This window comes from Acinetobacter sp. YH12241 (genome assembly GCF_013417535.1).
GTDB lineage: Bacteria > Pseudomonadota > Gammaproteobacteria > Pseudomonadales > Moraxellaceae > Acinetobacter.
The window spans coordinates 17756-36989 of sequence record NZ_VPDQ01000001.1 but is presented as its reverse complement, the minus strand read 5'-3'; the positions used below and the strand labels follow the sequence as shown (position 1 = coordinate 36989).

Annotated in this window: 18 protein-coding genes and 1 riboswitch; of the genes, 12 read left to right on the top strand and 6 right to left on the bottom strand. The window is 45.0% G+C overall.

Annotated elements, in window-relative coordinates; all coding sequences use genetic code 11:
* The first annotated feature begins 73 nt into the window (after window positions 1-73).
* Window positions 74-202, top strand: a riboswitch (TPP riboswitch).
* A gap of 88 nt (window positions 203-290) precedes the next feature.
* The 6 genes from thiC to FTV18_RS00155 all read left to right on the top strand — a co-directional run bounded on the left by thiC (window position 291) and on the right by FTV18_RS00155 (window position 5687).
* Window positions 291-2186: a phosphomethylpyrimidine synthase ThiC gene (gene thiC / locus FTV18_RS00180; RefSeq protein ID WP_179992201.1), complete on the top strand. Its 1896-nt coding sequence runs from the start codon at window positions 291-293 to the stop codon at window positions 2184-2186.
* A gap of 79 nt (window positions 2187-2265) precedes the next feature.
* On the top strand, window positions 2266-2901 hold the full coding sequence (locus FTV18_RS00175) for an NUDIX domain-containing protein (protein ID WP_180016624.1): 636 nt from the start codon (window positions 2266-2268) through the stop codon (window positions 2899-2901).
* Complete coding sequence (cpdA, locus tag FTV18_RS00170) at window positions 2898-3710, top strand: 3',5'-cyclic-AMP phosphodiesterase (RefSeq protein ID WP_180016625.1); 813 nt, start codon at window positions 2898-2900, stop codon at window positions 3708-3710. The genes FTV18_RS00175 and cpdA overlap by 4 nt, the downstream gene beginning before the upstream one ends.
* 209 nt (window positions 3711-3919) lie before the next feature.
* On the top strand, window positions 3920-4447 hold the full coding sequence (gene dksA / locus FTV18_RS00165; protein WP_004787252.1) for an RNA polymerase-binding protein DksA: 528 nt from the start codon (window positions 3920-3922) through the stop codon (window positions 4445-4447).
* A 2-nt stretch (window positions 4448-4449) separates the two neighbouring features.
* A complete protein-coding gene (gene gluQRS, locus FTV18_RS00160) occupies window positions 4450-5370 on the top strand; it encodes a tRNA glutamyl-Q(34) synthetase GluQRS (protein WP_180016626.1) in 921 nt (306 codons plus the stop codon).
* Window positions 5371-5426: 56 nt separating this feature from the next.
* Window positions 5427-5687: a zinc ribbon domain-containing protein gene (locus FTV18_RS00155; RefSeq protein WP_034705366.1), complete on the top strand. Its 261-nt coding sequence runs from the start codon at window positions 5427-5429 to the stop codon at window positions 5685-5687.
* On the opposite strand, the gene ftsW is transcribed toward FTV18_RS00155, so the two are convergent.
* The 5 genes from ftsW to FTV18_RS00130 all read right to left on the bottom strand — a co-directional run bounded on the left by ftsW (window position 5676) and on the right by FTV18_RS00130 (window position 11040).
* A complete protein-coding gene (ftsW, locus tag FTV18_RS00150; protein ID WP_004787257.1) occupies window positions 5676-6872 on the bottom strand; it encodes a putative lipid II flippase FtsW in 1197 nt (398 codons plus the stop codon). The genes FTV18_RS00155 and ftsW overlap by 12 nt on opposite strands.
* Window positions 6873-6892: 20 nt before the next feature.
* Window positions 6893-8239, bottom strand: coding sequence for a UDP-N-acetylmuramoyl-L-alanine--D-glutamate ligase (gene murD / locus FTV18_RS00145; protein WP_180016627.1), 1347 nt, complete (start codon window positions 8237-8239; stop codon window positions 6893-6895).
* Between the two features lie 378 nt (window positions 8240-8617).
* A complete protein-coding gene (locus FTV18_RS00140) occupies window positions 8618-8869 on the bottom strand; it encodes a DUF6587 family protein (RefSeq protein WP_175966305.1) in 252 nt (83 codons plus the stop codon).
* A 57-nt stretch (window positions 8870-8926) separates the two neighbouring features.
* The gene (locus FTV18_RS00135) at window positions 8927-10783 is read right to left on the bottom strand and encodes a ferrous iron transporter B (RefSeq protein WP_004787264.1); all 1857 of its coding nucleotides are present in this window, start codon (window positions 10781-10783) and stop codon (window positions 8927-8929) included.
* Window positions 10780-11040 carry a FeoA family protein gene (locus tag FTV18_RS00130; RefSeq protein ID WP_004787267.1) on the bottom strand — a complete coding sequence of 87 codons (261 nt, stop codon included), beginning with the start codon at window positions 11038-11040 and terminating at the stop codon, window positions 10780-10782. Before FTV18_RS00130 ends, FTV18_RS00135 begins: the two co-directional genes overlap by 4 nt.
* A 175-nt stretch (window positions 11041-11215) precedes the next feature.
* On the opposite strand from FTV18_RS00130, the gene xerD reads away from it, so the two are divergent.
* The 4 genes from xerD to thrC all read left to right on the top strand — a co-directional run bounded on the left by xerD (window position 11216) and on the right by thrC (window position 15673).
* A complete protein-coding gene (gene xerD / locus FTV18_RS00125; protein ID WP_159124366.1) occupies window positions 11216-12133 on the top strand; it encodes a site-specific tyrosine recombinase XerD in 918 nt (305 codons plus the stop codon).
* Window positions 12134-12233: 100 nt separating this feature from the next.
* Window positions 12234-13046, top strand: coding sequence for a DsbC family protein (locus tag FTV18_RS00120; protein ID WP_180016628.1), 813 nt, complete (start codon window positions 12234-12236; stop codon window positions 13044-13046).
* A gap of 127 nt (window positions 13047-13173) precedes the next feature.
* Window positions 13174-14478 carry a homoserine dehydrogenase gene (locus FTV18_RS00115; protein ID WP_005233480.1) on the top strand — a complete coding sequence of 435 codons (1305 nt, stop codon included), beginning with the start codon at window positions 13174-13176 and terminating at the stop codon, window positions 14476-14478.
* 55 nt (window positions 14479-14533) lie between these two features.
* Complete coding sequence (thrC, locus tag FTV18_RS00110; protein ID WP_180016629.1) at window positions 14534-15673, top strand: threonine synthase; 1140 nt, start codon at window positions 14534-14536, stop codon at window positions 15671-15673.
* Between the two features lie 59 nt (window positions 15674-15732).
* Here the strand turns inward: thrC and FTV18_RS00105 are convergent, their stop codons facing one another.
* Window positions 15733-16785, bottom strand: coding sequence for a serine hydrolase (locus tag FTV18_RS00105; protein ID WP_166136457.1), 1053 nt, complete (start codon window positions 16783-16785; stop codon window positions 15733-15735).
* Between the two features lie 216 nt (window positions 16786-17001).
* On the opposite strand from FTV18_RS00105, the gene FTV18_RS00100 reads away from it, so the two are divergent.
* Window positions 17002-17637, top strand: a complete 636-nt coding sequence (locus FTV18_RS00100; protein WP_005233474.1) for a response regulator — start codon at window positions 17002-17004, stop codon at window positions 17635-17637.
* A gap of 27 nt (window positions 17638-17664) precedes the next feature.
* Window positions 17665-19230: a PAS domain-containing sensor histidine kinase gene (locus tag FTV18_RS00095; RefSeq protein ID WP_180016630.1), complete on the top strand. Its 1566-nt coding sequence runs from the start codon at window positions 17665-17667 to the stop codon at window positions 19228-19230.
* Window positions 19231-19234 lie beyond the last annotated feature (4 nt).

Here is a 19234-nt window from a genome sequence, read left to right as displayed (position 1 = left end):
TGAGATAGCCGAAAATCAGCAACCCCTCCCAATTTAAAGCTACTTTTTAAATACCAACTAAGCTAAGATTTAACTTCGCTTGACGGAGCGCGAGTAATAACTCGCTGAGATCACTTAAATCAGCCTTATCGGCCATTTGATAGTGAGTACCGTTGAACCTGATCAGGTTAATACCTGCGTAGGAATCAAGCCATCTAAAAACGACTACCCTTGTTTTATCTACTCAGATAATTCTGTCCACGTTTTTGGTCGTGCTTGATTCGTTGATGTCATTCATAAGGATCATTGCAATGAGCCAGTTAACGAATCTTTCTTCTGAAACACCCCTTACTCCACACGAACAGGAAGCGCGTGATCTGACCCGCATTCTGCCTGCTTCCCGTAAAGTCTATCTACAAGGCTCACGTCCTGATATTCAGGTGCCGATGCGGGAAATTTCTCTCAGCGAAACCCCGACTGGTCTGGGCGGTGAATATAATGCACCGTTGATGGTCTATGACACTTCAGGGGTTTATACCGATCCAAACGTTGAAATTGATCTGAATAAAGGCCTGCCAAATCTGCGTGAAGGCTGGATTGAACAGCGTAATGACACAGAAATGCTAGATGATTTAAGTTCTGAGTTTGGTCGCCAACGTCTGCGCGATATCCGTACTGCCAATATCCGCTTTGCCCATATCCAGAAACCACGCCGGGCTAAACTTGGCCAGAATGTGACCCAGATGCACTATGCCAAACAGGGCATTATTACGCCGGAAATGGAATATATTGCGATTCGGGAAAACCTGCGTCAGCTGGAAGGTACCGATATGCGCCAGCATCCGGGACAGAATTTTGGTGCCAAAAATTTACAGGAAATCACCCCTGAATTTGTCCGTCAGGAAGTCGCTGCAGGCCGTGCCATTATTCCTGCCAATATCAATCACCCTGAACTGGAACCAATGATCATCGGGCGCAATTTCCTGGTGAAAATCAATGCCAATATCGGGAACTCCGCACTAGGTTCAAGTATTGAAGAAGAAGTGTCAAAAATGACCTGGGCCACCCGCTGGGGTGCCGACACCATTATGGATCTGTCGACTGGTCAAAATATCCATGAAACTCGTGAATGGATTATTCGCAACTCACCAGTGCCAATTGGTACCGTACCAATTTATCAGGCACTAGAAAAAGTTAACGGTGTAGCCGAAGACCTGACTTGGGAAATTTTTAAAGATACTTTAATTGAACAGGCTGAACAGGGCGTGGATTACTTCACGATTCATGCCGGTGTGTTATTGCGTTATGTACCGCTGACCGCGAATCGTCTGACTGGTATTGTGTCACGTGGTGGTTCGATCATGGCACAGTGGTGTCTGGCCCATCATCAGGAAAACTTCCTCTATACCCATTTCGATGAAATCTGCGAAATCATGAAAGCCTATGATGTGTCTTTCAGCCTCGGGGATGGCTTACGTCCGGGCTGTATTCAGGATGCCAATGACGAAGCACAATTTGCTGAACTGCGCACTTTGGGTGAACTAACGCATCGTGCCTGGGAACATGATGTTCAGGTGATGATCGAAGGTCCGGGGCATGTACCGATGCATATGATCAAGGAAAATATGGATCTGCAGCTGGAAGTCTGTAAGGAAGCACCTTTCTATACACTTGGGCCATTAACCACAGATATCGCACCGGGTTATGACCACATTACTTCGGCGATTGGTGCCGCGATGATTGGCTGGTACGGTACGGCAATGCTTTGCTACGTGACACCGAAAGAACATTTAGGCTTGCCGAACAAGAAAGATGTCAAAGATGGCATCATTACCTACAAGATTGCTGCACATGCTGCTGATCTGGCCAAAGGCCATCCGGGAGCACAAGCGCGTGACAATGCCCTGTCCAAAGCCCGCTTTGAATTCCGTTGGGAAGATCAGTTTAACTTGAGTCTAGATCCGGACACAGCACGCAGCATGCATGATGAAACCATGCCCAAAGCGGCACATAAATCGGCTCACTTCTGCTCAATGTGCGGACCAAAGTTCTGTTCAATGAAAATCACCCAGAATGTGCGGGATTATGCCAGCCAGTTATCTGCTGATGAAACCCCGGCTGTAACGCAGGCAGAGATTGAAGCCGGCCTCAACCAGATGAAAAACGATTTCCACAGCTCTGGTCAAAAATTGTACCACAAGGTGTAAAACCGTAAAAAAAACAGTTGTTTTCATAAAAATCTCAGATAGGATGAAAAAAATAAGTTATTTCATCCTTTTCTGAGTTATGAATATTATTAAACAAGCCTCTTATAATAAAAAAGATTTTAGGATAGAGGCCCGTGAGTTTTTATATCGGGGATTTATTCAGGTGGAAAAAGTCACGTTACGTCATCGTGTCTTCCATCAGGAATCTTATACACCTGCATTGCAGCGTGAGCTCATCCATCGTCCTGAAGCCGCTGGGGTACTGCTGTATAACGATCAACAGCAAAAATTCGGCTTGATTGAACAGTTCCGTATTGGCGGGCTGGATGATCAGGATACGCCATGGCAACTAGAAGTCATTGCCGGTGTACTGGATGGCGATGAAACGCCTGAGACCTGTATTCGCCGCGAAGCTTTCGAAGAGTCAGGCTGCACTGTTGATTCCTTACAGCATCTTTTCAGTTTCTACCCTTCTGCCGGTGCCTGCTCGGAACTGTTTCATCTTTATGTCGCCCAGACTGAACTGCCTGAAGAAGGCGGTGTTTTTGGTATGCCGGATGAAGGGGAAAATATCCAGCTGCACATTCTGGATTATGCCGATATTCCGACCCTGCTGAATAATGGTCGCTTGAGAAATGCACCTGTGATTATGGCCTTACAATGGCTACAACAGCATCAACAGGCTGTCCCATCAGGTTTAAGGGGGCAGACATGACATCGGAACAATTCAGTCCTGCATCGCCACAAGAATGGACCATTATCCAGATTTCTGATACCCACTTGATGGATCAGCCCAATCTGGAATTCGCGAATATGAATCCCGAGCAGAGCTTCCATGAAGTCATGCAGCATATTCAGCACAATTTTCCAGAAATGGATGCACTCGTACATACCGGTGATCTGGCACAGGTGCCGGTCGCAGAAACCTATACACGTTATTTAAAATATATCCAGTCTTGCCAGGTGCCCTATTACCAGATTCCGGGCAATCATGATGACATCAATGTCTTTCCTTTTTATCAGGATCGAGATCAGGCTCATGCGATTCATTTTGGCAACTGGACCCTGATTTTACTAAATAGTGCAGTCCAGGATCGGATAGATGGTTGGGTAGAGCAGGCTCAACTGGAACAGCTAGACCAATTATTGCTTGAATATCGTAATCAGCATGTGGTTGTGGCTTGCCATCATCATCCTTTTGCGATGAAGTCGCACTGGATTGACCAGCACCGGCTAAAGAATGCCGAAGATCTAAAAGATGTACTGGCCCGGCACCAGAATGTGAAGCTGGTTCTGTTTGGTCATGTGCATCAGGATTCCTGCAATGAATGGCACGGTATCCAGTTTTTATCGACGCCATCAACCAGCGTACAGTTCAAACCCAAGAGTGATGAATTCGCGCTAGACCAGGCGGCACCTGGCTATCGTGTATTACATTTGAAACAAAATGGGGAGTTCGATACACATATCGAACGTGTGACCTTAAGCCAGCAAAATATTAATACCGAAATTTCAGGTTATTAACTTTGCATTTTATTTTTTTTGAATTACTTTATTGCAACCAAAGGAAATGTGATATCTATAATCCAGACATCAAAGACTATCAAAAAGCATAAAAAGTCTATATGATGACGACCCCCGTAGGAGGATAATCTTTCTACAGGGTGGATAAAAATTGCATATCACCATATTTTTTGCGTATTAACATACGCATATGATGAGGAATGCCCTAAATGGCGAATGACAACCAAAATCAAGTCTTAGACGAACAAACTGATGTTGTAGAGGAAAAACCTACAAAACGTGTGCGCAAATCTAAGCCGAAAACGACTGAGGGTGGTTCTACTGCTAGCTTATTTGGTATTGAACCTTATCAACCTAAAAAAAATGAAGAATACATGTCTGAAGGGCAGCTTGAACACTTCCGCCAAATCTTGATGGCATGGAAAGCTGAACTGATGTCAGAAGTTGATCGTACTTTAAATACGATGCAAGACGAAAACACTGCACTCCCTGATGTAAATGACCGTGCGACTCAGGAAGAAGAATTTGCCATCGAACTTCGTACTCGTGACCGTGAACGTAAACTGATCCGCAAAATCGAGCAATCTATCGAAGCGATTAAAAACGATGACTACGGTTTCTGTGAAACTTGTGGTATCGAAATTGGTCTGCGCCGTCTAGAAGCACGTCCAACTGCAACTTTATGTATCGACTGCAAAACTTTGGCAGAGATCAAAGAGAAGCAAAATAACGGTTAAGCATGTCTTTAAGTAATCCCTCCCTGACCCTCCCTTTATCAAAGGAAGGGAAAGCTGAAGAGAATTACGTGGGCCGGTTCGCGCCATCGCCAACCGGCCCTTTGCATTTTGGTTCCCTCATTACCGCAGTCGCTAGTTACTGCGATGCCAAAGCCCATCAGGGGCGCTGGCTAGTCCGCATTGAAGATACCGACATCCCGCGAATTTATCCCGGCAGCGAAGAACATATTTTGCGTGCCTTGGATGCTTTTGAATTCGAGCCAGATGGTGAAATCATTTATCAGAAAGATCGTCTGGATATTTACGAAAATGTGATCCAGCAACTGCGCCAGCAGGGTCTGGTCTATGCCTGTCAATGTACCCGTAAAATGCTGGGTTCCAATCATATTTATCAGGACACCTGTCGTGACTTAGGTTTGCCTTTTGAACATCAGGCAATTCGGGTCAAGGTTGAAGATGTTGAAATCTGTTTTGAAGACCGTCTGCAAGGCCGACACTGCTCACAACTGAAAAAGGACTTGGGCGATTTTGTCTTAAAACGCCGTGATGGCATCATGAATTATCAGTTGGCAGTTGTGGTCGATGACTATCTGCAAGGCATGACCCATGTAGTCCGTGGTGCAGACCTTTTGGACAACACGGAACGTCAGATTTATCTGGGTCAATTGTTGGGTTATCCGCGTTTAAGCTATATGCATTTACCACTGGCAATGAATGATCAGGGCCAGAAACTGTCCAAGCAAAATCTGGCGCAAGCACTGGATCTTGATCAAGCTCCCCTGCTCTTGCAACAGGCACTTCAAGCCCTCTGTCAGGCGCCCGTAGAACTGGATCGCCCTGCTCGTATGCTCGAACAAGCCGTCGCACAATGGGATATCTCCCGAATCCCGCATACAACTGAGCTACAAGGTCACTATTTATAAAAACGGGTTTTCACTTAAGCTAAAAGCAATAACACAGGCGAGTGAGGGTCATAAAAATGTTTTTTATTTTTGGTGTAGGACCGAAAACCAAGGTCATTGAGAAAAGTCAGTTTCTTTGTCCAGTCTGCCGAACCCGTTCTGGGTATGAACTCAAACAGCAGCGTAATTATTTTTCTTTATTTTTTATTCCGCTAGTTCCACTTTCTAAGGCAAAAAGTACTTTTGTGCGTTGCCTGAACTGTGGAACTGTCATGCCGAGCACAGTGCTTAACCATGCTCAGCCCGATCCACAGCGTCCGTCTAATCTAGAAGCTTGATTCTTCCCGACTTGGATTAACTTGTTGAGTAGTTGAGTCAATTTTCAGAATCAAACTGATCATCACTGCACAGACAATGAGTGATGAACCACCATAACTAATAAATGGCAGGGTCAAACCTTTGGTTGGCAATAGACCCATATTCATCCCGGCGTTTACCAGAATCTGTAACAGGAAAATGATACTGATCCCATAAGCCAGATAACCTGCGCGCAAGTATTGATGCTGCAAGGCACGATGTCCAATCCGGATACAGCAGACCATCACGGTAAAGGACAGAATCAGAATGGTAGAAATACCCAAGAAACCAAATTCTTCCCCTAAGATCGCCAACATAAAGTCAGTATGCGCTTCCGGCAGATATGACATTTTCTGGATACTATGGCCTAGCCCTACTCCGGTCCATTCACCACGACCAAACGCCATCAAGGCATTAGAAAGCTGATAACCGGTACCGAGCGGATCTTCCCAAGGATTCGAGAAAGACAATAAACGTTGTAAACGATAAGGTTCCAGAGCAATCGCAGCAGCAAATGCACCCAATAAAGTAATAAAAGCGACACCGAACTGAATCCAGGGTGCACCAGCCAGGAAGAATACACCGAGCATGGTCAGGGTGATTACCACTGTTGCCCCTAAGTCAGGCTCAAGAATAATCAGGCCAACGGTTGCACCCATGATGGCACTTAATCGTACCAAGCCTTTGATATTATTACGAACCTCTTCAGCACGACGGACTACATAGTCAGCGGTAAAAATCGCCATCATGACCTTAGCGACTTCGGAAGCCTGCAAGGTAAAACCGGCTACCCGAATCCAGCGCTTGGAGCCGTTTACTTCAGTCCCGACAAAGAGTACGGCGACCAGCAAAACAATGGTAATAATCCATAAAAAGAAAGTGTTATTGAACCAGACTTTTAATGGAACTTTATAGGCTAAAAAGGCTGCACCCGCCGCAACCAGAATCGAGATCGCATGTCGGGTCACATAATGGAAAGCATTCTCATGCATCCGTTCCGCATAAGGCATCGAAGCCGATGCCACCATGATCGAACCGATGCACAGCAAAGCCAGCACACAAAAAATCAGCACATTACGCGGATTAACTTCAGCGGGTAACTTAGGTACCCACTGCTGATAAAATTGATTAATTTTATTGATCGCAGTCTGAGCAAACTCAGCCATATCACGAATCCTTGTTATTCTTAATTGAGTTCATTCACATAGGCCACAAACTTGCGACCACGTTCCGGATAACCGGAGAACATGTCAAAACTTGCACATGCAGGAGACAATAACACGACATCATGTGCCTGAGTGCGCTTCTGACAAATTTCTACTGCTTCCTGCAGGCTTTCTGCATGCACCAGCTCAGTTGTACCCGCAATGGCTTTTTCAATAATTGGACGGTCCACACCAATTAATACAGCTATTTTTGCATACTTAGATAATGAGTCACGTAAAGCAGTAAAGTCCTGACCTTTACCCTGACCGCCAAGAATAATGGCAACTTTACCACCTTGAGCTTCGATTGCCATGCCCAAGCCATCAAGTGCTGCCAGTGTTGCACCAATATTGGTTCCTTTGGAGTCATTATAATAACGTACCCCATTGACTTCTTTAACAAATTCGCAGCGATGTTCCAAACCTTTGAAGGTTTTTAACGTATCCAGCATAACGTCCATTGGCAGGCCAATTGCTTCACCTAGAGCCAGACAAGCCAAGGCATTCGCCACATTATGGGTACCTTGAATGTACATGTCAGAACTTTTGAGCAGACGTTCACGACCACGTGCCAGCCAGATCGTGCCATCCTTATCTTTGAGAATACCGTACTGGTTGATGTCCGGTGCATTCAAACCAAAGCTCTGCATCGGTGTTGCATCTGGAACCAGTGGACGGGTCAGTGAATCATCACGGTTAAACACCACTTTTTTCACGCCTTGGAAAATACGGTGTTTGGCGGTGTGATAACCCATCATGTCGCCATGACGATCCAGATGGTCTTCACTCATATTCAGAACAACAGCCACTTCAGCCTGCAAGTTTGATGTGGTTTCTAACTGGAAGCTCGACAACTCCAAAATATACAGTTCAGGATCATCTTTGGTCAGATCCAGTGCTGGACGACCAAGATTCCCCCCAACCGCCACTTTTTTACCCGCATTCGCTGCCATCAGACCGATTAAAGTAGTTACGGTACTTTTGGCATTGGAACCGGTAATCGCCACAATCGGCTTATCAGTCGCACGACGTAAAATCTGGATTTCACTTACCACAGGAATACCTTGATCTAGTGCTGCCTGGATTTCAGGCAGTTTTGGATCGAGTCCCGGGCTGATGATAATTTCTTCGGCAGAGAGCAACAGATTCTGGTCAAACTTGCCAAAACTGGTCTGTACTTCCGCAGGAATCTGGTCATGTCCCGGAGGGGTGGCTCTTGAGTCCGTTACTGCAACGCGGTAGCCCTGGTCATGTAAGAAGTTGACCGCTGCAACACCTGAAATCCCGAGTCCTGCAACGACTTTTAATCCACCACGTTGTATTAACATTTTCGCCCCATTTTCTGGTCTATTTTAAAACTGACGAAATGGTAGCACTTTGCTGTTTTGAATGCTTTTTCTGTTTTGACTTTCTCTGGCATTTTTTGTGTCAGGGCGTAAAAAAATATCGTTAAATCTTCATCTTTAATCGGTTTAATAATTAATAAATTTTTATTGGAGCCATCATGGGAATAAAAGTTAAGACTATGCTATCCATAACTTGAAAGGAAAATCAGATAACGCTTCCATTCATAATATAGAAAAATAGTGGATTCTTTTCACCTAGATAAATTAATAAGTTTTTAAAAAATAAAAAATTAGGGAGCTTATTTCTAAGCTCCCTACTCATTTGCATGCTCAGTTTTTATTCTCAAACAGAATGAAAGTTTACTTCCATTTCACTGCCTGAGCTTTAGGCTTAGCATCCGAACTTTGCTCCGATGCCGGACAGGCACAGTTACCGCCACAGCCACTGGCCATAGCCGGTTTTAACCATTTCGCCAGCGTATGCCAGTCCTTGGCTGCACAGGCATCAGACAACTTCTGGAAGACTGAGCGTGAAGTATTCGGAAATACCTTTTTAAATACCACGAGCGCACTCCAGACAACCAGTACCGCTACAATCAGAATTTCAATCATCTCAATCTCCCATTCACATGATCATTCAGATCTAGCCAAGGTTTCCCTTCAGCCAGTTTAACCCAAATAATGTGATGCAATTTGATAAGTCAGGAATGACATGAAATATGCCAAACCAAACAGGTAGAAGGTCATAAAGCTGACCGTTTTCCATGAACCGGTTTCACGCTTCACAGTGGCTAAGGTCGCCAGACAATGTGGTGCATAAATAAACCATACCAGTAGAGACAAGCCGGTCGCGATCGACCAGCCCAAATCACCGCCGCCACTAATCAGTGCCGCCAGACCCTCAGACATGGCATCTTCATCGACTGCAGACAAGGCATAAACCGTACCTAGTGCTGCCACGACAACTTCACGCGCTGCCATCGCCGGAATCAGTGCAATACAGATCTGCCAGTTAAAGCCTAATGGTGCAAAAATAGGTTGCATCACATGGCCCAGCATCCCGGCAAAGGAATAATCGATATCCGGTAAAGTTGCACCTTCTGGTGGTTGCGGGAACGTACACAGGAACCAAAGCAGAATGGATAGCGCAAAGATGATGCCACCGACACGCTTCAAGAATATTTTGCCGCGATCAAGCAAACCAATCCAGACGTTTTTCACATCCGGGAAACGGTAACTTGGCAGCTCCATCAACAGCATATGCTGTGACTTGTCCTTATGGAAAAATTTCAGGATAAAGGAAACAATCAGTGCACTTAGAATACCGGCCATATACAGACCAAATAACACCAAACCTTGCAGATTCATGAAGCCCCACACGGTTTGCTCAGGAATGAAGGCTGCAATCAGCAAAGCATATACTGGCAGACGTGCCGAACAGGTCATCAGTGGCGCCACAAAAATCGTGGTCAGACGGTCACGTGGGTCACTAATCGTTCTTGAAGCCATAATTCCCGGTACGGCACAGGCAAAGCTGGACAATAATGGAATAAAGGCTCGGCCCGAAAGACCTGCCTTAAACATCAATTTATCCAGCAGGAAGGCGGCACGTGGTAAATAGCCGGACTCTTCTAGTACCAGAATAAAGAAGAACAGAATCAGAATCTGCGGCAGAAAGACCACTACCCCACCCGCGCCGGCAATAATCCCGTCAACCACCAAGCTGTTTAATAAAGGATGAGCGATCAGTCCACCCATGTACTCCCCCAACCAGCCGAAGAAAGTTTCAATCCCATCCATGAATGGCGCAGCCCAAGCAAAGACCGCCTGAAACACCACAAACATCATAATGGCTAAGCTAAGCAGGCCCAATACCGGATGCAGGAATATCTTGTCCAGAAAATCAGTACGTTTATCTTCCTGATCGGCATAATTCACCACATCTTTCAGAATGCTGGCAATCTGATGATGGTGATCGCCACTCAAACCGCTGAGTTCAGTTTGCGGGGCAGAAAATTTGTTTTTATCCAGTGCATTTTTCAGGTTTTCAATGCCTGAAGTACGCACGGCAACGGTCTCAACCACTGGCACACCCAGACGTTCAGACAGTTTCTGGGTATTAATCTGCATCCCGCGACGGCGCGCTTCATCCATCATGTTTAGCACCACCAGCATTGGACGACCTAGCTGAATCATTTCCAGTACCAGTCCCAGATGCAGTTTTAGGTTGGTTGCATCTACAACGCACAGGAAAGTATCCTGCTGGCCTTCTTCTGCAATTTTACCCTGAACCACATTACGGGTAATTTCTTCGTCCGGGCTGGTCGCATCCAGACTATAAGTTCCTGGCAGATCCAGTACGCGTACCGGTTTGCCTGAAGGAAGTGTAAAATTCCCGACTTTACGTTCAACCGTAACCCCGGCATAGTTGCCGACCTTTTGACGAGATCCGGTTAAATGGTTGAATAAAGAAGTTTTACCGCAGTTTGGGTTACCGACAAGGGCAATACGTAAGGTATCACTCATGCCGCCGCTCCCTGTTCAATTTCAATCTTGGCCGCTTCCGATTTTCGTAAAGCAAAACGCGTAAACCCCACCTGAATAAGAATCGGATCCCCACCAAAAATACCTTTGGTAATGACTTGTACCTGAGTCCCTGGTACAAAACCTAAAGTTTCCAAGCGACTGGCCACAACATCGTGGGAAGCGCCTTTACCATCAGTAGTTCGATTAACTTTTCGAATGATGGCAGTTTGTTTTGCTTTCAAATCAGACAAACGCACCGTGAAAATTCCTAAGACTTTTGTACAGTATACAAACAAATGAGAATAATTAACAAATAAGTATTAATTACATTTCTTCTTAGCTGTATAGCACATCGACATGTTCGTAAAATTAAACTAGAGTGGAGATGAGCAATCAGGCTTCTCGCTTTTAAAATTATCTTCATTAAACATCATGCTGAATAAAAAACCTCGCATTCCTAGTCCAGTTCAGATTCCTGAAGCTTTCAGTTACTTACAGGGTTTTCGCGATTATCTGATTGCCCAGACAGTGAGCCCTCATACCCGAAATGCCTATTTGTCTGATCTGATCCAGTGTGCCGAATGTCTGGTTAAACCTTTACCAGAATGGAACCATGACGATATTTCCGATGTACTGATTGAACTGACCAAACAGCAAAAAAGTCCACGTTCAATTGCACGATGTTTGTCCGCCTTACGTTCTTTTTATAAATTCCTGCGGGAACAAAAACTGCGGAGTGACAATCCGGTTGCTGCTCATAAAACACCGAAGCTGGGCCGTGCCCTGCCCAAAGACCTGTCTGAAGCTGATGTCGAAGCACTGATTCATGCACCCGATATTAATACTGCCCTCGGTTTACGTGATCGTGCTATGTTTGAAGTGCTTTATGCGTGCGGTTTACGGGTGACAGAACTGATTAATCTGCGTCTGGATCTGATTAATTTAAAACAGGGCTATTTGCGTATTGTCGGTAAAGGCAATAAAGAACGTCTGGTGCCGATGGGACAGATGGCCTGTGAATGGGTGGAAAAATACCTGCAGGAAGCACGCCCGCAATTGTATAAGACAGCGACTGATTATCTGTTCCTCACCCAGCATGGCGGCATCATGAGCCGGCAGAATTTCTGGTATGCCATTAAACGCTATGCACTACAAGCCGGAATTCAGGCTGAACTGTCTCCACATACTTTGCGTCATGCCTTCGCCACGCATTTACTTAATCATGGCGCTGACTTACGGGTAGTACAAATGTTGCTAGGTCATAGTGATTTATCCACCACACAGATCTATACCCATGTGGCACAAGTTAGAATGCAGCAACTGCATGCAACCCATCATCCACGGGCTTAAGAGCTGATTTGAATAGAATAAACTGAGAAGTTTGACGTAGCTCTATCTTTTTTTGCTATGCTAATGCTCTGTTTTTAGTCCAAGAAAAAAAAGGGTTATTATGACATTTGCCCGCACCAAAATTTTTATCGCTTGTCTGCTTGCTACCGGTCTGGGACTGAGCGCATGTTCCAATTCCAATAATTCAGATAAAAAGCAAGATACGCTTACAGCAAGTGCACCGGCGACGGGTGAAGCCTCTAACCTTAGCGAACGTAATGCACAGCAACGCCTGATTTCAACGCTCGAAGGTCATTTAAAAAAAGCGGGAATTAACGCAAAAATCACGGGTATTAAAACCACTGAAGTACCCAACATGTCATGGGTCAGCCTGGAAGGTATGGCACCCGTCTATGTGACAAATGATGGCAAATATCTGATTCAGGGCGATGTCATTCGCCTTGGAGATAAAGAGCTGCACAATGTCAGTGAAACTTTGCAATCTGACGTCAACAAGAAAATCTTTGCAAACCTTAAAGCGGAAGACCTGCTGATTTATCCAGCCAAAGGCAAAACCAAGCATGTGATCTATGTCTTTACCGATGTCAGCTGTCCGTATTGTCACAAATTCCATGAACAGATGGATGAAATGAACAGCAAAGGCATCGAAGTACGCTATATTGCCTGGCCACGTGGCGAGCAGCATATGCCTGCCATGGAAGCCATCTGGTGTAATTCCGATCGTCGTGCAGCCTTCGATCAAGCCATTGCCGGTGGATCTATCACACCAACGACTTGTAAAAATCCTGTGAAAGATCAATATCAAATGGGTCTTAATATTGGTGTCAATGGTACGCCGGGCGTATACAGTTCTGAAGGACTTTACCTCGGTGGCTATATGAGCACATCAGAATTATTGGATCGACTTAAATAACTCATTTTAATTAGTTATTTAACTTTATTTTATAGATGAAGATATTCTGAAATGACCCTAGAGTCAGGCCGCTTTTTTAGCTATGATCTAGGCTCTCGTAAAAAACTGTTTATATTTGGAGTGTGACGTGAAACCAGTTCGTCTGGCAATCCTCGGTCTTGGTACTGTGGGTGGTGGTGCCCTTAAACTATTAAAAGAAAATGCTGCTGAGATTAAACGTCGCACCGGTCGTGAAATTCAAATTACCCATGTTGGTACGCGTCGTCCGCGTCCTGATCTGGATCTACCTGAATCAGTCAAACAAAGTGCAGATCTGCTCGATATCGTACGTCAACCTGATGTAGATGTGGTGGTTGAAGTCATGGGCGGTATTCACCCTGCTTATGAAGTGATTAAAGAAGCCATTCTGCATGGCAAACAGGTCGTAACTGCCAACAAGGCCCTATTGGCTGAACATGGAAATGAACTGTTCAAACTTGCCGATGACAACGCTGTGCAAATTGCTTACGAGGCAGCGGTAGCTGGCGGCATTCCAATTATTAAAGTGATGCGTGAAGGTCTGGCAGCCAACAAGATTGACTGGCTGGCTGGTATCATCAACGGTACAGGTAACTTCATCCTGACTGAAATGCGAGATAAAGGCCGTGCCTTTGCTGATGTACTGAAAGAAGCGCAAGAACTGGGTTATGCAGAAGCAGATCCAACCTTCGATGTAGAAGGCATCGATGCAGCACACAAACTGACATTACTGGCCTCTATTGCTTTTGGTATTCCGTTGCAGTTTGATAAAGTCTTTACTGAAGGCATCAGCAAAATTACTGCACAAGACGTGAAATATGCTGAAGACTTGGGCTTCCGTATTAAACACCTCGGTATTGCCCGTCGTGCTGAAACTGGTATCGAACTCCGTGTACACCCTACCCTGATTCCTGAAGAGCAATTGATCGCTAATGTGAATGGTGTAAAAAATGCAGTTCTGGTTCAAGCCAATGCGGTTGGTCCTACACTGTATTACGGTGCAGGTGCGGGTGCAGGTCCTACAGCTTCTGCAGTAGTCGCAGATGTCGTGGATATCGTACGTGATATTTCTTATACTGAAGATGGTGCTGGTACAATTCCACAACTGGCTTTTGAAAGCTTAAGTGACCTGCCAATCCTGCCACGTGAAGAAATGACGACTGGATACTACATCCGGATCAATGCTGAAGATCAAACCGGAGTACTGGCTGAAGTAACCTCTATTCTAAGCCGCGAAGGCATCAGTATTGATGCAATTCTGCAGCAGTCACGTCTGAAAGATCTTATTCCTATCGTGATCCTGACTGATCCAGTCAAGGAAGCGAAAATGGATGAAGCGTTAAAACAAATTCAAGCTCTTCCTGTCATTCATGGCGAAATTGTACGAATTCGTTTAGAATCGCTTGATAATTAATCGGGTCGAGGGGACACTCTCCCCTTGCCAAGCTCTACACAATTGGAACATCATCATGTCGAATGCCAATCGTTATACTGGTTTAGTTGACCGCTATCGCGACCGTTTACCAGTGTCTGCAACTACTAAAGCCGTTTCTCTGGGTGAAGGTAACACGCCACTGATTAAGCTTGCGAATATTCCGCGCATTATTGGCAAAAATGTTGAAATTTATGTGAAGTACGAGGGCTTAAACCCGACTGGTTCATTTAAAGACCGTGGTATGACCATGGCGGTAACAAAAGCGGTTGAAGAAGGCTCTAAAGCGATTATCTGTGCTTCTACAGGTAATACTTCAGCAGCTGCAGCAGCTTATGCAGCGCGTGCAGGTATCAAGGCGTTTGTTTTAATCCCAGAAGGCAAAATTGCGATGGGTAAAATGGCGCAAGCGATGATGTATGGTGCGATCACCATGCAAATCCGCGGTAACTTCGATGACGGTATGCGTCTGGTAAAAGAAATCGCTGACAAAGCACCTGTCACTATCGTGAACTCAATCAACCCATACCGTCTGCAAGGTCAAAAAACCATTGCTTACGAAATCGTGGATGAATTGGGCCGTGCACCAGATTACCACTGCCTGCCTGTAGGTAATGCGGGTAACATTACTGCGCACTGGATGGGTTATACCGAAGCGGTTGCAAATCAGCCTGCTGGCGAGTTTGAGCAAGTGGTTTACGATGCTGCTACTGATGCCTTCACTGGTCCTAAACCTGAAGGTCTGCCAACAATGGTAGGTTACCAGGCTTCTGGTGCCGCACCTTTCCTTCGTGGTGCACCTGTTGCAAATCCTGAGACTGTTGCAACTGCAATCCGTATCGGTAATCCACAAAGCTGGAACCATGCGAAAGCGGTTGTTCGTGATTCTAAAGGCTGGTTCGATGAACTGACTGATGCCGAGATTCTGGAAGCGCAACGTCTTCTTTCTATGTATGAAGGCGTATTCGTAGAACCTGCATCTGCAGCTTCAATCGGTGGCGCAATCCGTGACATTAAAGCAGGTAAAATTGCTGAAGGTTCTGTGATCGTGTGTACTGTAACTGGTAACGGTCTGAAAGATCCGGATACTGCGATCAAACAATGTTCTGATGCCGTAATGCTTTCAATTGACGCAACTTTAGAACAGGTTCGTGAATCAATTCTTTCTAATATGTAATTTAGATTGAAATAAAAGGCCCTGCAATTGCAGGGCTTTTTATATGCGCTTAAAAAAGATTAAACACGTTGTTTAGGCAGGCTAGATACCCAAGTCATCAGACGAGTCGCATCATTGGTACGTGCAGCAGTTGAATCCGCACCTAATACCACGACCACCACAGGACGGTTATTCAAGGTGGTGTGCATGACGACACAACGTCCTGCTTCATTAATATAACCGGTTTTAGACAGATTGATATTCCAACCGCCATTACGCACCAGTGAATTGGTGTTGTTGGATTTCAATACACGGTAACCCAGGTTGAAATCATAGCTGGCAGTGGTAGAGAATTGACGGATCAGGCCATACTGTGAAGCGGTATTGACCAGAATCCCCAAATCACGTGCAGAAGACACATTGCCAGGATGCAGGCCAGTAGATTCCATATAATGGGTTGAATTCATGCCCAGCTCTTTAGCTTTGGCATTCATCTTCGCAATGAAGGCTGCACGACCGCCTGGATAAGTACGCGCCAATGCAGCTGCAGCCGGGTTCTCAGACTTCATCAAAGCAAATAATAAGGCTTCAGCACGATTCATGCTGTCCCCGGCTCTTAAGGTAGAACTTGAGCTCTTACAGCCTGCACAGGAAAAATCAGCCTGTTGCAGGGTAATTTTTTCAGACATATTCAAACGCGCATCTGAAATCACTACTGCAGTCATCAATTTGGTAATCGACGCAATCGGGTAAGCATTATTGGTATTTTTACTGAATAACACTTCACCTGTCTGTGAATCCATCACCAGAGCTGCACGCGCACTTACAGCAGGTTGATTAATAAAATGACTATTATCAATAATCTGCACAGGTTTTGTCGGTACTGGCGCTGGTGCACTGCCCTGACGAATCGTCGTCGTAACAGTTGCTGAACCTGGTGGTGAAGGTTCTGCAGCAGATACGCTCAAATTATCATTCATGAGCTGATTGACTTCATCAGAAGACCAGCTGATGCTGGATCCGCCCTCTGTTGTGCCAGAATTCATAATGATTTCAGCAAAACTTGTCGTGCTCATGCTGATTAACACGGACAGGCCGAGTAGATGCCTTAAAGACTTGTTTATTTTCTTCACTATTCCTTCACTCAACTAACAGAGGTAAGATTGATTTGCGTATTACCTCTAATATGCCTTACATTTAAACACAATGCCGAACATTTTTTGTTCTTGACACTATGTGATAAGTTTCAGATTTAATCTGCGAATAGGATTGCTAATTTTGTAGTTTCATTGCAAGCTTATTTTGCTTTATGTAACAAAAAAATGATTTTTTAATGAGGGAGAGTCTAGGTGATCACAGTTTTAGTTGTCGACGACCATGAATTAGTTCGTACTGGAATTTGCAGAATGCTGGAAGACCATGCGGACGTTCAGGTGATTGGACAGGCTGAATCTGGTGAAGAAGCAATTACCCTCGTCCGTCAGCATCATCCCAATGTGGTTCTGTTAGATGTCAACATGCCAGGTATCGGTGGTGTAGAAACCACACGCCGTTTGCTACAGACTGCTCCTGAAACCAAAGTTCTTGCGGTCAGTGGCCTGGCTGAAGAACCTTATCCTTCACTATTATTGAAAGCAGGTGCCAAAGGTTATATCACCAAAGGTGCACCTGTATCAGAGATGGTCCGTGCCATCAATAAAGTCATGCAGGGCGGTAAATATTTCAGTGCCGACATTGCTGAACAGCTGGCGAGTTCTTACCTGTCCGATACCCAGCAATCTCCTTTTGACGCACTGTCTGAACGTGAAATGCAGGTAGCCATGATGGTAGTGAACTGTATCAGCGCGCAGGAAATTGCCGACAAGCTGTTTGTAAGTGTTAAAACAGTTAATACTTACCGTTACCGGATCTTCGAAAAACTGAATATCGATAGTGATGTTAAACTAACCCATCTTGCAATGCGCTATGGCCTGATTAAACCTTAATTTAACCCTCTGCTTAATGCGGTTCCTATGGCGCAAACATCCAGTTATTCTGAACTGAATCAATATCATCTGGGCCTATGGTATAGCGCCTACCGCCTGATTATCAGCACGGGTCTGTTGCTGATTTTTCTGCTGACTTATCCTGATATGACTACAGATTATCAGTATCCTAAACTCTATCACTATGCCTTAATGATTAGCGTCGCCGTCAATACTGTGCAGCTGTTTACGCTGAGATGGGTAAAGCGCCTGATTCAGCCGCAGTTCATTCTGATTTTTGCCAGCGATGTCTTTTTTCTCAGTTTATTGACCTTGGCCAGTCAGGGTCCAAATGTCCATCTCGGACTGATTTTTGTTATTACCATTTTTTCAGCTTCATTATTACTGGATGCCAAGAAGGCCCTGATCATCACCCTGATTGCGGTGATTAGTATCATCTACCAGCATTTTATCGGCAGTATTTTTGCCTTTTCCTCGCTTACCAATATCGGGAATAGTGCCCTGCTGGCCTTTTTGTTTTTTGTCGTCTATGGCTCAGGACAAATTGCGGTACGGCGCTTTCAGATTCTGGAAAACCTGAATTTTTCTCAATCGCTGGAACTATATCGCTTACAGAATATTAACCGCTATATTCTGGAACAGATTGAAACCGGCTATCTGGTTTTAGATGAGAATTACCATGTGGTGCTCAGTAATCCGGCTGCCTGTCATCTGCTCGGCATTGAGCCAATGTATGCCCATGAAAGATTTTCGTTATACCAATCTCAAAATGACCTGTTTGAACTGATCCGTTTTGAAAATCTGGAAAATGGCGAGCGGTTTCAATTTGAATCCCAGCAGAGTCGTTATAATATTCACGTGCAGGTACAAAAGCTGATTGTGCCGCACCAGACTCTGACGCTCCTCGTGCTGCAAGATGCCCGCAAACTTAATCAGCAGGTGCAACAGTTAAAGCTTGCTGCTCTAGGCCAGCTTTCCGCCAGTATTGCCCATGAAATTCGCAATCCTCTGGCTGCCATTGTACAGGCCAATGATCTTTATCTCGATTCTGAACCTGAACAGCAACAAGTTCTGCATCAGATGATTAGCCGACAGGCCACCCGGATTGACCGGATTATTCAGGACACCCTGAATATGGTGAAGAATAAAGAAACCCATCCAGTCGTAATTCAGCTGAATGAATTTATACCACTGTTTATTCAGGAAGATTTAGCAGATGTGGCGGACCAGATTCAATTTAATATTGATGTACCACTGGCAATTCAGTTTGATGAGGCCCAGTTACGTCAGATTCTAATTAACCTGATTCGTAATGCTATCCGGCATAATTCACCGGATTCACCCCATATTCAATTGAATATTCACCCATATGAACATAAGGTATGGATAGATGTCCGGGATTTTGGCTCTGGTGTTGCCACCCATGATCAGGAATTATTATTTAAACCTTTTTTCAGCACGTCTATCCATGGAACGGGACTCGGACTATATTTATCACACAGTTTTTGTGAAGCCAATCAGGCACAACTCAACTACATTTCACAAGAACAGGGCGCATGCTTTCGGATTAGCTGTCAACGTGTGACAGCATAAAAGG